At 75.8% G+C, this 13,487-nt stretch carries 8 protein-coding genes and 3 tRNA genes; 4 read left to right on the forward strand and 7 right to left on the reverse strand.

Translation table 11 applies throughout. The annotated features are described in order from the left end of the window. Positions 1-29: 29 nt before the first annotated feature. Positions 30-995, forward strand: coding sequence for an aldo/keto reductase (locus ACQ614_RS17475; RefSeq protein WP_431679480.1), 966 nt, complete (start codon positions 30-32; stop codon positions 993-995). Between the two features lie 235 nt (positions 996-1,230). On the opposite strand, the gene ACQ614_RS17480 is transcribed toward ACQ614_RS17475, so the two are convergent. Both ACQ614_RS17480 and ACQ614_RS17485 read right to left on the reverse strand, forming a co-directional pair. Continuing rightward, on the reverse strand, positions 1,231-2,493 hold the full coding sequence (locus ACQ614_RS17480; protein WP_431679481.1) for an SPFH domain-containing protein: 1,263 nt from the start codon (positions 2,491-2,493) through the stop codon (positions 1,231-1,233). A 539-nt stretch (positions 2,494-3,032) separates the two neighbouring features. Beyond that, positions 3,033-5,120, reverse strand: coding sequence for an Ig-like domain-containing protein (locus tag ACQ614_RS17485; RefSeq protein ID WP_431679482.1), 2,088 nt, complete (start codon positions 5,118-5,120; stop codon positions 3,033-3,035). 277 nt (positions 5,121-5,397) lie between these two features. On the opposite strand from ACQ614_RS17485, the gene ACQ614_RS17490 reads away from it, so the two are divergent. Together ACQ614_RS17490 and ACQ614_RS17495 are read left to right on the forward strand one after the other, a co-directional pair. Beyond that, complete coding sequence (locus ACQ614_RS17490; RefSeq protein ID WP_431679483.1) at positions 5,398-5,826, forward strand: globin domain-containing protein; 429 nt, start codon at positions 5,398-5,400, stop codon at positions 5,824-5,826. A 10-nt stretch (positions 5,827-5,836) separates the two neighbouring features. Then, positions 5,837-7,036, forward strand: a complete 1,200-nt coding sequence (locus tag ACQ614_RS17495; protein ID WP_431679484.1) for a globin domain-containing protein — start codon at positions 5,837-5,839, stop codon at positions 7,034-7,036. Between the two features lie 55 nt (positions 7,037-7,091). Here ACQ614_RS17495 and ACQ614_RS17500 read toward each other — a convergent pair. The 3 genes from ACQ614_RS17500 to ACQ614_RS17510 form a co-directional block, all read right to left on the reverse strand. Continuing rightward, a tRNA-Arg gene (locus tag ACQ614_RS17500) sits at positions 7,092-7,164 on the reverse strand. 36 nt (positions 7,165-7,200) lie between these two features. After that, positions 7,201-7,276: transfer RNA gene (locus ACQ614_RS17505), tRNA-Arg, on the reverse strand. A 194-nt stretch (positions 7,277-7,470) separates the two neighbouring features. After that, positions 7,471-7,561: transfer RNA gene (locus ACQ614_RS17510), tRNA-Ser, on the reverse strand. A 232-nt stretch (positions 7,562-7,793) separates the two neighbouring features. Between ACQ614_RS17510 and ACQ614_RS17515 the strand changes: the two genes are divergently transcribed. Further along, on the forward strand, positions 7,794-11,027 hold the full coding sequence (locus tag ACQ614_RS17515) for a PAS domain-containing protein (protein ID WP_431679485.1): 3,234 nt from the start codon (positions 7,794-7,796) through the stop codon (positions 11,025-11,027). A 7-nt stretch (positions 11,028-11,034) separates the two neighbouring features. Here the strand turns inward: ACQ614_RS17515 and ACQ614_RS17520 are convergent, their stop codons facing one another. Continuing rightward, positions 11,035-11,490: a DUF4396 domain-containing protein gene (locus ACQ614_RS17520; RefSeq protein ID WP_431683952.1), complete on the reverse strand. Its 456-nt coding sequence runs from the start codon at positions 11,488-11,490 to the stop codon at positions 11,035-11,037. A 188-nt stretch (positions 11,491-11,678) separates the two neighbouring features. Continuing rightward, the gene (locus ACQ614_RS17525) at positions 11,679-13,337 is read right to left on the reverse strand and encodes a long-chain fatty acid--CoA ligase (RefSeq protein ID WP_431679486.1); all 1,659 of its coding nucleotides are present in this window, start codon (positions 13,335-13,337) and stop codon (positions 11,679-11,681) included. Positions 13,338-13,487: the final 150 nt, after the last annotated feature.

Genomic DNA, 13,487 nt, shown 5'->3' on the forward strand with positions numbered 1-13,487 from the left:
CCGGAGCGGCGATCGGGTTGACTCGCGGCATGACCGAAACCCGCAACGACGCCCGCCGGGTGGCCCTCGGCGCCTCCGACCTGGCCGTCTCGCCGCTCTCCCTCGGCGGCAACGTCTTCGGCTGGACGGCGGACGAGACCGAGTCCTTCGCCGTCCTCGACGCCTACGCGGCGGCCGGCGGCAACTTCGTCGACACCGCCGACGTCTACTCGGCCTGGGTCCCCGGCAACACCGGCGGCGAGTCCGAGACCGTGATCGGCAACTGGCTGCGCAGCCGCGGCAACCGCGACGACATCGTGGTCGCCACCAAGGCCGGCATGCACCCGGACGCTCCAGGGCTCAAGGCCGCCAACATCAAGCGGGTCGCCGAGCAGTCGCTCGTCCGGCTCGGCATCGAGCGGATCGACCTCTTCTACACCCACCGGGACGACCCCGAGACCCCGGTCGAGGAGATCGTCACCGCCCTGGACGAGCTGGTGAAGGAGGGGAAGGTCCGCGAGATCGCCGCCTCCAACATCGGCGCGGACCGGCTCGCCGAGTCGCTCGCCTTCTCCGACCGCGAGGGCCTGGCCCGCTACGTGGCCGTGCAGCCGCACTACAACCTGGTCTCCCGCGGCACCTACGAGGGCGGGCTCGCCGCGGTGGTCGCGGCGAACGGGCTGTCGGCCGTGCCGTACTACGCGCTGGCCTCGGGCTTCCTGACGGGCAAGTACCGACCGGGCGGCACCGGGGTGGCCAGTGCCCGGGCCCAGGGCGCCGCCCGCTACCTGGCGGAGCCGCGCGGCCCGCTGGTGCTGGAGGCGCTCGACAAGGTCGCCGCCGTGCACGGCGTGCAGCCCGCCACGGTGGCACTGGCCTGGCTGGCCTCCCGGCCGACGGTGGCGGCGCCGATCGCCAGCGCCCGCACCGTCGACCAGCTGCCGCCGCTGCTGGCCGCGGCCGGCCTGCAGCTCGCCGAGGACGAGATCGCCCTGCTGGACGCGGCCTCCGACTGAGCCCGGCGGGGGCACGGGAGCCGCGCGAATCGGGAAAACGGCGTGGAACCTTCCGCCTCGCACAGTTCCTCGCGCCCCCGGGGCGGCCCACAGCCGGGGTCGATGACACGCCCCACAGGGTGGCGATGCGGACGGTGCCCGGGTTCCGGGCCGTACGGCCGGCCGCGCGCCCGGCGCCTTGCCGGCCGGCGCGGCGGCCGTCCGGTCCGGGTGGGCGCTGCGGTGGACCGTCCGGTCACGCCGGCCGGCCTTCCTTGCGGGCGGTGCCCTCCTTGCGGGCGGCGCGAACGGCGGGGGCGGGCACGGGGGCAGTGACGCCGGCCGGGGCGACGAAGGCGACCAACAGCTGTTCCATCAGGGCGCTGCGGGCCGCCTCGTCGAGCTGGTGGGCGGTGGCGCGTTCCAGGCGGCGGACGGCGAGTGCGGCGGCCTCCACCGCGTCGTCCACCAGGACGGTGCGCAGGCCCGCGTCCAGGTCGGCGAGCCGACGGCGGCGCATGGACTCGGCGACCTCGGGCGCGTACTCGAGGGCGACGGGCTGGACGGAGTACACCTCCAGGCCCGCCGCGTGCGCCTCGGCGGCGAGGGAGCGGCTGAGCTCGTCGGAGAACCACTGGCCGTCACGCAGCGCGGGCCCGGGGCCGGCGTTGGAGTCACAGGGCAGCCGGCTGGCGGTGCGGCTGAGCACCGCGTGGATCTGCTCGCGCAGGTACGTCTCGTGGTCGGCGACGGAGAGCACGGCGCGGGCGGTGTCCCGGATCCGCCAGACCACCAGCAGCCGGACGACGATCGGGGTGCCCGTGCGGTCGGTGACCGTCACCTGGTCGCTGCGCCAGTGCCGCAGCCTGACGTCCACCCGGCGGCGCCGGACGAACGGGTTGACCCAGAGCAGCCCGGCCCGCCGGACGGTGCCGCGGTAGCGGCCCCAGCGGGTCAGGACCCTGGCCTCGCCGCCGGGGTTGGACAGCAGTCCGGCCAGGACGGTGACCATCAGCAGGCCGATGGCGGCGACCGCCGCGATCTCGGCGGGCGTCAGTCCGGTCGGCCCCCCGCGCCGTACGGCCTCGCTGCGGATGTCCGGCAGCGCCTCGAACTCCGGTACCACTCCGGCCCGGACGAGGACGACGAGCAGCCCGGCCGTGCCGAGCAGCAGGACGAACAGGGCCAGCCAGCCGGGCGCGGCGAGGGCGTGCCGCTCGCGCAGTGCCTGGTCGACCCGCGGCGGGCGACGGCTCGCGGGCCCGGCGGCGTCCACCTCGGGGCGGACGGGTGTGAGCCGGCAGGTGGGCGGGCCGTCCGGGTCGTCCGCGGGTGCGGGCGGGGTCTTCCCGGTGGGTGGCGCGGCGAGGCCGCCGGACGCGGCGCGGACGGGCTGGGCCCGGCCGGTGGCCGCGGTGGACCCGGCCGCGCCGGCCTCTCCGGAGCCGCCGGCCGGGAGGTCGGGCGGACCGGCGGGCCGGGAAACGGGTCGTGGCGATGAGTCGCGGGTGACGTCCATGCACGGTCCTCGGGTTCGGGTGCGGCGCAACGGGCGGCCCGTCTGCGAGAACGGGCGGGCAACGCCGGTTTCAGGCTAAATTGACCGGTCATCAAATGCGACATTTCGGACGCCGGTGGGCGTGTCGAAGCCTGCCGGGCAAGTGAATTGACGCTTTGTCAGCGGCGCCTGCGGCTCCCCGTGCCACGGGCCAGGATGCGCCGCAGCAGCAGCCCGGCGGCCACCAGCGCCGCCACCGACCCCCGTACACCGCGAGGAGCCCGGCGACCGGGAGCGCGGAGGGCTCCGCGGCCGGCCGCTCCAGGGGCGGCGGCACCGCCCGCACCCGCCCGGAAGGCGCGGCGGACCCGCCGTCCTCTCCCCCGGACGCGGACGGCTCCGGCGACGGCCCGGCCGAAGCGGGGATCTCCGACGAAGCGCCGGACGGGGGCTGCGAAGCAGCCTCCGGCGGCACGGGCGCGGCCGCCGCGTGCACCGCCACCAGCTCCCCGGGCGTGCCGTTCCCGGCCCGGTCGGTGGCGGTGGCGAGCAGCACCTGGTCACCGTCGGCGAGGGGGCGGTCGGCGGTGCACGCCCAGCCGCCGTCGGCCGCCGCGGTGGCCGTGCACAGCGCGAGCCGTTCGCCGCCGGCCGTCTGCCCCCCCGGCGGTGACGGCGACGGTGGCCGCGGGCTCCGCCCGGCCGGCGAACCTCGGGCGGGCGCCGACGGTCTCACCGGCCTTCGGCGCGTCGAGGACGGGCCGGGGCGGAGCGGCGGTGTCCACGGTCAGCGCGGCCTCCCGGCCGTGGGTGCTGTTGCCGGCCGGGTCGACGGCGGTGGCGGTCAGCCGGTGCACGCCGTCGGCGAGGTTCTCCACCGGCAGGCAGGACCACGCGCCGTCCGCACCGACGCCGGTGCTGCACAGCTCCCCGGCGGACGGGGTCGTCCCGCCCGGGTCGGTCACCGAGACGGTGCTGCCCGGTTCGCCGCTGCCGGCCATCGGCAGCCCCGGGTCGTTGGTGAACTCGGGCAGCGTCAGCACGGGGGCGGCGGGCGGCGCGGTCTTGACGGCGAGTCGGACGGGCTCGCTGCGCAGCACCGCGCCGGTGCGGGTGGTCTCCACCGCGACCAGGGTGTGCGGCCCGTCGGCGAGCGGCGCAGCGGGGCGGCAGCTCCAGCCGCCGTCCTTCGCCGCCCCCGCCCGGCAGAGCTCCGCACCGGCCTCGGTGACGGCCACCGTCGCGCTCGCGAGCGCACCGGCGCCGGCGATCTCCGGGCGGACGTCCGCGGTGACGGCACCGTCGACCGGTGCGGTGATCTCGGGGCGGACGGAGCCGGCGGCCAGCCTGATCCGCTGGTCGACGACCTGGCCGGAGTCGGCGAAGCCGCCGGGGGCGACCAGTTGGGAGGCGTCCCGGGCGATGCGCAGCCGTGCCCAGGTCTCGCCGGCCACGACCCGGCCGGTGACGGCCCACTCCAGCCGGGCGCCGGTGGCACCGGTCGGCACCTCGGCCTGCACCCGCTCCATCGGGTCGAAGCGGCCGTTGCGGTCGAAGTCCACCCAGCCGGCCAGCACGGCGGGCCCGCCGCCGGGGGCGACCGGGACGTCCAGCCGGTAGTAGTCGCCGGTGGCCGCCTCGGCGGGGAAGGCCAGGGTCGGGTCGTCGCCGGCGTACTCGCTGCGGCCGGGCCCGCTGCGCGGCTGCCGGGGGGCGGCCCAGATGCTGTGCGGGCCGGCGAAGGCGATCTCCACCAGCGGCCGGGTGGCCGCCGGTTCGGCGTCCGAGGAGGTGGTGGCCGCGCCGGGGCCGGCCACCAGCGGCCGGGTGGCGGCCGGCGGGACGGCCCGGGCCCGGTGCGCCTCGTCGGCGGCGTCCCGGCCGAGCCAGAGGTCGGAGAGCAGGTGCGAGGCGTTGCCGTAGCCCTGCGGGGCGGTGCCGAGCGACTCGTCGACGGTGACGGTGACGGCGGTGCGCAGCGGGGGCGGCGGGGTGGTGGAGCCGTCCCGGGCGGTGGTCCGCTGTTCGAGGCGGAGGGTGGCGGTGCCGACGGTGCCGGTGAGTTCGAGGGTGCCGATGCCGTCGGCGTCAGCGTCGGCGGGCGGGGAGAGTTCGTTCCCGGTGACCGTCCAGCCCGTCCAGGCGGTGCGGCCGACGAGGGCGGGTGCGGTCGGGGTGCCGTCGGCGACGGCGAGCCGGACGGCGGTGGCGGTGGTGCCCGTGGTGGCGGTGGCGCGCGCGGTGAGGCCGCTGACGTGCAGTCTGGGGTTGCGCACGGGCCTGGAGAAGGCGATCCGCAGGGTGCCGATCGTGCGCCAGGAACCGTCCGCGGAGGGGCGGTCGGCGGTGACGGCGAAGATCTCGGCGGGATCACCGGCGCGCAGTCCGTCCGTGTACGCCGCACCGCTGCCGGCGTGTTCGCCGAGCGTTCCGGGCGAGGCCTTCGCGGTGATTCCGGGAAGGGTGTCGAGATCCAGCTGGACGGTGAGGCCGGAGGGCAGGGTGGCGCGGCGCTCCTGGCTCCAGCCCGAGGGGGTCTGCTGGGCCGGGGCCCGGCCGGCCGCGGCGGCGGGCAGCAGCAGCCCGGCGGCCGCCGCTGCGGCCAGGGCGCGGCGGGGCACGGCGGCCGGGGGGAACCGTCGGTTCATCCCGCTCTCCTTCGCTGCCGTGGACGGGCCGCGAGCCGGGGATGACGCGGCCATAACATCCGACCTGAGCGAAGCACGCCCGACGGCCCGTCACCTTCCGACACCCGCGGGCCGGCCCGCAGGTGTACCCGATTGGTCGTCCACGTGCCGCCGTCGCGGGGCGGGTGGCAATTTTCGGCCGTTCCGGCCGAATCACGATCCGGATTCCCTGCGCTTTTCCGATCGTCCCCGGCTGCGCCCTGTTCGACATGAGACACCGTCAGTAGAGTCGGCGCCCGTGAGCATCGACCCCGTTCTCGTGAAGAGCACCTTCGCCGCCGCCGAGTCCCACGGCACCGAGGTGACGGCCTGGTTCTACCGGCACCTGTTCGAGCACCACCCTGACGTCCGGCCGCTGTTCGCCGAGCACATGGACGAGCAGCAGGACCGCCTGTTCGCCGCACTCGGCACGCTCGTCTCCCAGCTGGAGGACACCGACGCCCTGGTCGGCACCCTGACCGCGCTGGGCCGCCGGCACGCCGCGTACGGCACCCTGCCGGAGCACTTCCCCGCGGTGGGCGCCAGCCTGATAGCCGCCCTGCGGCACTTCGCCGGCGACACCTGGTCGCCGGAGGCCGAGGCCGCCTGGGCGGCGGTGTACGGCATCGTCGCCGACACCATGGGCCGGGCGCTGGCGGAAGCCGGCACGTCCGGGGCGGACGGGTGAGGCCGGGCCCGTGCCCTTCGACCCCGCGGTCCTGCGGGCCGGCCTCGCCGTGGTCGAGCGGCGCGCCGACCAGCTGACCGCCTACTTCTACGCCCACCTGTTCACCCACAACCCCGGCGTCCGCGACCTCTTCCCGGAGCGGATGGACGAACAGCGGGACAGGCTGCTCGCCGCGATCACCCGTGTGGTGCAGCGCCTGGACGATCCGGAGCGGCTCACCGGCTACCTCGCCGCCCTGGGCCGCGACCACCGCAAGTTCGGCGCCCTGCCCGAGCACTACCCCGCCGTGGGCGCCAGCCTGATCGCCTCGCTGAAGCACTTCTGCGGCCACACCTGGACGAAGGAGCACGAGAAGGCCTGGACGGAGGCGTGGACGGTCGTCTCCCAGGCCATGATCGACGCCGCGGCGGCCGTCCCCGCCGACCGCCCCGCCTGGTGGCAGGCGGAGGTGGTGCACCGGCGCCGGGCCGCGCCGGACGTCGCGGTGCTCACCCTCGCGCCCGACCACCCCTATCCGTTCACCCCCGGCCAGTACCTCACGCTCTGCTCGCCGCGGGCGCCGCGGGTCTGGCGCCCGTACTCGATCGGCTGCGCGCCGCGCGCCGACGGCACCCTCGACGTGCACGTCCGCCGGGTGCCGGAGGGCCTGCTCTCCACCGCACTGGTCGACGACGTCGTGCCCGGCGAGCAGCTGCGGCTCGGCCCGCCGCTCGGCGGCGCGGTGCTGGACCGGGCCTCCCCGCGGCCGCTGCTGGCCGTGGCCGGCGGCACCGGCTGGGCGCAGGTCAAGGCCGTCGTCGAGCAGCTCGCCCGGGACGGCACCCGGCCGGCCACCGTCCTGCTCTGCGCCCGCAGCGACGCGGACCACTACGACCTGGCGGCGGTCCGCGAGTTGGTCGACCGGTACGCCCGGCTGGAGGTCGTGCTCGCGGCCCCGGAGGACCGGGCCGACCGGGCCGCGGCCGTCGCCCTCGTCCACGAGGGCCTGGCCCGGCTCGGCGACGTCTCGGACCGGGACGTCCTGCTGAGCGGGCCGCCCGACCTGGCGCCCGCCGTGGCCGCCCGGCTGATCGGCCTCGGCGCGGACCCGGAGCTCGTACGGCACGACCCGGTGCCGGCCACCTTCAACCGGAGCCGCCCGCTGACCGCGTCGGACTGGTTCCTGGAACGGCGCGACGTCGCCTGGATCAACCGCACCGAGCTGGCCTGACCGGTCGGCCGCGGAAACGGCGAAGGCCCCCGGCGAACCGGGGGCCTTCGATCTGTGCGCTCAGCAGGATTCGAACCTGCAACCTCTTGATCCGTAGTCAAGTGCTCTATCCGTTGAGCTATGAGCGCCTGTGCGACTCCCGAAGGGGCCGCGGCGGCGGGTTGTGGTGCGCTCAGCAGGATTCGAACCTGCAACCTCTTGATCCGTAGTCAAGTGCTCTATCCGTTGAGCTATGAGCGCTCGCCCTGGCGGCTGGCCACCGGGGCGGTGCGGGGACAACATTACATGACCGTCGACCTGGGGTGAAATCGATTGATCCCGGGCGCCGGCCGGGCCGTCCCCGGGCAGGCCGGGGGACTGCCGGACGTGCGACGCGGCCCGCCCGGACATGCAGAGAGCCCCGCCGGCGATGTGCCGACGGGGCTCCCACGAGGCGGAGGCTGAGGGATTTGAACCCTCGATGGGCTTTAAGGCCCAAACCGCATTAGCAGTGCGGCGCCATAGACCGGACTAGGCGAAGCCTCCTCCACCCGGACCGCATCCGGAACCCCGGACGCACTCCGTGCGCAAGTGATGATGCCACAGCCCACGGGCCCGACACCAACCACCGACAACGTTACTAGGCGGGTCGTCCACAGCGCAAAGAACAATGAGATACTGCCGGGGCCCGAGGAGAGCGCGAGCCGCGAGCGCCCGCCGTGACCACCCGGCGAGCCCTCGCCGACGTGGCGCCCAAGCCGTGAGGAGACCTGTCGACGTGAGCAGCAGGCCGATCCGAGGCGCTGCTCGCCTCGCCGCGATACTCGATGCGCTGCCCGACGCACTGCTGCTGGTGAACAGCAACGGCACCGTCGTGGACGCCAACAAGGCCGCCGTGGAGAGCCTGCAGGCGCCCGGCACCTCCCTGGTCGGGCGCGGCCTGCTCGACCTGCTGCCCGAGTTCGACCCGAGCCGCATCCCCGGCTCCATGCGCCCTGCCACCACCGAGGCCGAGGGGCTGGACAAGCCCGTCCGGATGACCGCCCGCCGCACCGACGGCGGCACCTTTCCGGTCGAGGTGTCCGGCAACGACTTCACCGACGACGGCGCGGCCGAGGGTCTCGGCTACACCCCGTACGACCCCTACCGCGAGGGCTCCGGCCAGGACCTGCTGCTGCTCCTCGTCCGCGACCTCTCCGGCCGGCTCGGCGTCGAGGCGGAGCTGCGGCGCCAGCACAAGCAGACCGAGATGATCCTGCGGGCCGCCGCCGAGGGCGTCCTCGGCGTGGACCTCGACGGCCGCGTGGTGCTGGTCAACCCCTCGGCCGCGCACATACTCGACTACCGCGCCAGCGAGCTCGGCGGCCGCGAGCTGCACCCGCTCGTCCAGCACTCCCAGGCGGACGGCACGCCCCTCCCCGTGGAGGGCTCGGCGCTGATGGACACCCTGGTCTCCGGACGGAAGCACCGGGTGCGCGGCGCCGTGCTCTGGCGCAAGGACGGCAGCCCGGTCACCGTCGACCTCACCACCGCCCCCGTCCGGGACGGCGAGCAGCTGGTCGGCGCGGTGATGACCTTCACCGACCGGACGAGGGAACTCGCCCTCGTCGCCCGCAACGAGCACCTCACCGCCGTCCTCGAGACCGAGCTCGGCGACGCGCTCACCGCCCTGCACCGCCGGATCGACGCACTGGCCGCCGACCCGGCCGGGCAGCTGTGGCCCGAGGCCAACTGGACGCTGCGCCGGCTGGCCGACGAGTGCCGGCGGTTCGGCACCCTGATCGAGGGCGTGCTCTCGCACCAGGCCTTCGAGGCCGCGGCGGAGAGCGGGCGGCAGCAGCTCAAGCGCAAGCCGGTCGGCCTGGACGCGGTCGTGCAGCGCGCCGTGGAGCACGCCGGCGAACTGGTCGGCCCCGGCCGGGTGCGCTACTCGGTGCACGCGGCCGCCGTCGACGTGACCGCCGACCGCGAGCGGCTCGCCCGCGCCCTGGCCCACCTGGTCGCGGACGTCAGCGGCATCACCCCGTCGCTGGACGCGCCGGGCACCAATGCGTCCCCCTCGCTCGGGGTGCCCGCCCTGCCGCCGGTCGGCGGGGAGGCCCCGATGGTCGTGGTCGCCGCCGCGCAGCGCGGCGAGGTCGCCCGGATCGAGGTCCGCGGACCGGCGCGCCGCAGCAGCCCCGTCCACCTGCCGATCGCCCGCGGCACCGTCGAGCGCCACGGCGGCGTCCTGCAGCGGCACGAGCTGCCCGGCGGGGCCGGCACCACGTACGTCGTGGAGCTGCCGCTCGACCCGGCCGCGGCCCGTGCGGCGGCCGGGCGCCCGAGCGTGCCCAAGGAGACCGACACGGCGATGCTGCCGGACCTCCCCGAGCTGCCTGCGGCCGAGCCGCGGGAGAACGGCCAGGCCGGGCCCGCCGCCGCGCCCGCCGAGGACCCGGACCGCGACCGCAGCGGGCCGATCCCGCTCGGACCGCTCGCCGCCGCCCCCACCGACGCCGGCGACCGCCCCGGCGCGGCCCCGGCCGGCAACGCCGCGCCGGCCGCCGACGGCGACACCCCGCCGTCCGGCACCCCGACGGCAGGAGCCGCCGACGCCCAGCAGGGCCAGGCACCGAACGAGGAGCCCCGGCAGTCCCGCCGGCGCCGCCGCGCCCCGGCCGACGAGCCCCCCTCCGGTGCCATCGCGCTGCCCGGCGTCCCCGACCCGGGCACCCCGGTCTACCCCGGCCTGGAGCACGCCCTGCCGGCCGGCCCGCCGGTCGCGGCCGCGCCGCCCGTCCAGCCCACCGGGCGCCGCCGCCGGCTCGCCGTACCCGCCGAGCCCGAGGCCGCCACGGCCGAGCGCCCCGCCGAGCCCGCGCCGCAGGCCGGGCTGCCCGCACTGCCCGCACCGGCCGCCGATCCGGCTCCGGCTGCCGAGCCCGCCCACGCGCCCGCACCGGCGGCGGAGCTCGAACCGGCCCGCCCCGCCGTGCCCGCCCAGCCGCAGCCGGTCGGCACCGGCCTCGGCGAGCTCAGCCCGCCGCGGCCGCTGCAGAGTGCCTTCGCGGCGGCCTTCCCGAGCGCCTTCCCGCAGCAGCCGGACACGGCCTCCGCCGCCGGCGGCCGCAACGGCGCCCAGGCCGCGCTGCCCGCACCCGCCCGCACCCAGGAGCCCGCGGCGCCCGCAGCACTGGAGGCGCGGACGCCTCCGCGCCCGCTGTCCGAGCTCGCCCCGGCCGGGGCCGCGCCGGCACCCGCCGAGGAGCCGACCGTGCTGGTGCCGGCCCTCGACGGCGGCCCGCGTCGGCTGCTGGTCTGGCCCGAGCCGGACGCCTCCACCAAGCAGGCCCTGCAGGACCGCGGCTACCGTCCGGTCATCGTGCGATCCCGGGAGGAGGTCGACGCCCAGGTCTCCGGCTTCCCGGCCGCCCTGTTCGTGGACCCGCTGACCGGCCCGATCACCCGGACGGCCCTGGAGTCGCTGCGCACCGCGGCACTCAACCAGCGGGTGCCGGTGCTGGTCACGGCCGGCCTCGGCCAGGCCGGCCGGGACACCGCGTACGGTGCCGACCCGGCCGTCCTGCTGCGGGCGCTGGCCCCGCGGGACAGCGAGAACCACGCCCCGCGGGTGCTGTTGGTGGAGTCCGACCCGGACATCGCCGGCGCCATGATCGCCAGCCTGGAGCGGCGCGGCATGCACGTCGAGCACGCCACCGACGAGAACGACGCGGTGGCCCGGGCCAGCAGCGTGCAGCCGAACCTGGTGGTGATGGACCTGCTGCGGATCGAGCGCCGCCAGCTCGGCCTGCTCGACTGGCTGCGCGCCAACGACCGGCTGCACCGCACCCCGATGGTCGTCTACACCTCGGTGGACCTCGACCGGAAGGAACTCCCGCGGCTGCGGACCGGCGAGGCGGTGCTCTTCCTCGCCGAGCGGTCGACGACCGAGGACGTGCAGTCCAGGATCGTCGACCTGCTCGGCCGGATCGGCTCGCTCTCCGAGGCGGGGGCGGTCGCCGGCGGCTGACGCCCGCTCAGTGGTGGGCGTGCACCGCGGCGTGACCGCGTCCGCGGGCGATCAGCCAGCGGTTGACCGGCACGGTCACCGCGAAGGCCACCGCCAGCGAGAACAGCAGGGCCAGCCAGAACAGCGGCTTGCCGAGCCCGGCGTCCATGGCGCCGGGCACGCCGACCATGACGGTGTTGTCGATCAGCTCCATGACCAGGATCGACACGGTGTCGGCGGCCAGGGCGACCCGGAAGGCCGCGCCCAGGGCGAGACCCGCCTTCAGCACGCCGCGCATGGTCAGGGCGTAGCCGAGGACGAAGGCGAGGGCGACCGACAGCGCGACGGTGGCGCCGGCGTGCAGGCCGAGGGCCGTGCCGATCACCATGCCGAGGATCTCGCCGGCGGCACAGCCGGTGAGGCAGTGCAGGGTGGCCCGGACGGCGGTGCTCCAGCCCGACCCGGGCCGCTGCGGCGGGTGCATGTGGTGGGCGTGGTCTGTGTGGTGCGCGTGGCCTGCGTGCTGCGTCTCGGGCACGTGGCCGGTGGGTGCGGTGCTCGGGTGGTGCGGGTGGTGCTCCATGGTGCGGGCTCCTCTCCCCTCGCGGGTTCCGATGTTCGGGAACGCGATACCCCTTGGGGGTATTCCCCGCGAGGGGAGGGAAACTCCGACTACTCCTTGCCGACCACGGTCACGTCCAGCCGCTCGGCGGCGTAGTCGGCCCGGATCACCTTCTTGTCGAACTTGCCGACCGAGGTCTTCGGCACCGCCTCGACGATCGCCCAGCGCTCCGGGAGCTGCCAGGAGGCGATCCGCTCGGCGAGGAAGGCGCGCAGCTCGCGCAGGTCGGCGGTGGCCCCGGGGCGGAGCACCACGGTGGCCAGCGGGCGCTCGCCCCACTTCTCGTCCGGCACGGCGACCACGGCGGCCTCGGCGACCTGCGGGTGCGCCATCAGCTGGTTCTCCAGCTCGACCGAGGAGATCCACTCGCCGCCGGACTTGATGACGTCCTTGGCGCGGTCGGTGAGGGTGAGGTAGCCGTTCGGGGTGATGGTGCCGACGTCGCCGGTGCGCAGCCAGCCGTCCTCGCTGAACTTGTCCTCGGGGCGCTCCGGGTCGCGGCCCGCACCGCCGTAGTAGGCGCCGGCGATCCACGGGCCGCGGACCTCCAGCTCGCCGGCGGCCTTGCCGTCGTGCGGCATCCGCTCGCCGCCGGGGCCGATCAGCCTGGCCTCGACGGAGGCCGGGAAGAGGCCCTGGGTGAGCCGGTAGGGCCACTGCTCCTCGGCGGTGAGGCCGCCCGGCGGCAGCGAGAAGGTGCCGAGCGGGGAGGTCTCGGTCATGCCCCAGGCGTGCACGACGTTGATCCCGTGGCGGTCCTCGAAGGCCTTCATCAGGGCGGGCGGGCAGGCCGAGCCGCCGATGACCACCATGCGCAGCGCGGAGGTGTCGTAGTCGCCGGCGTCGAGCTCGTCCAGCAGGCCGGTCCAGATGGTGGGGACGGCCGCGCTGACGGTGGGCTTCACCCGGTCGATCATCTCGGCGAGCGGCTTGGGCTGCAGGAACCGGTCGGGCATCAGCAGGTTCGCGCCGGACATGTAGGCGGTGTGCGGCACGCCCCAGGCGTTGACGTGGAACATCGGGACGACCGGCAGCGCGGTGTCGCGGGAGGTGATGCCGAAGCTGTCGGCGGCCATCACCTGCAGGCAGTGCAGGTAGACCGAGCGGTGGCTGTAGACGACGCCCTTGGGGTCGCCGGTGGTGCCGGAGGTGTAGCAGAGCGCGGCGGCCTGCCGCTCGTCGAGCTCGGGCCACGGGTAGTCGGTCGGGCGGTCGGCGATCAGGTCCTCGTACTCGTGGACGGTGCCGGCGAAGCCGTCGAGCAGCGAGCGGTCGCCCTCGCCGCTGACCACGATGTGCTTGAGGGTGTCGTTCAGCCGGTCGAGCACGCCGGCCAGCAGCGGCAGGACGGTGCCGTTGACGATGACCACGTGGTCGGCGGCGTGGTTCACGATGAAGGCCAGCTGCTCGGCCGGCAGGCGCAGGTTGAGGGTGTGCAGCACCGCGCCCATCGACGGGACGGCGAGGTACGCCTCCAGGTGCTCCGCGTTGTTCCACATGAGGGTGGCCACCCGCTGGTCGCCGTTCACGCCGAGCTCGTCGCGGAGCGCGTACGCGAGCCGGGCCGCGCGGGCGCCGACCTCGGCGTAGCTGCGGACCACGGGGCCGGTGCCGTCCCAGGTGGTGACGGTGGAGTCGCCGTGGACGGTCGACCCGTGCGCCAGGATTCGGGAGACGGTGAGCGGTACGTCCTGCATGGTGCTGAACACGCGGGTCCTCCTTGACCGGTGGTGGGTCTCGCGGGGCTACTGGCAGGTAGTCGCCGCTGACGTGCCGATTCTTTCCCCGGCCGGGGCCCGGTGTCAGCAACCGTGGCGGAGTTGAGACCTGCATCTCCGGCCCGGGCCCGCGGCCGGGCG

Origin of the sequence: Kitasatospora dryopteridis (assembly GCF_050749075.1) — a bacterium.
Lineage (GTDB): Bacteria > Actinomycetota > Actinomycetes > Streptomycetales > Streptomycetaceae > Kitasatospora.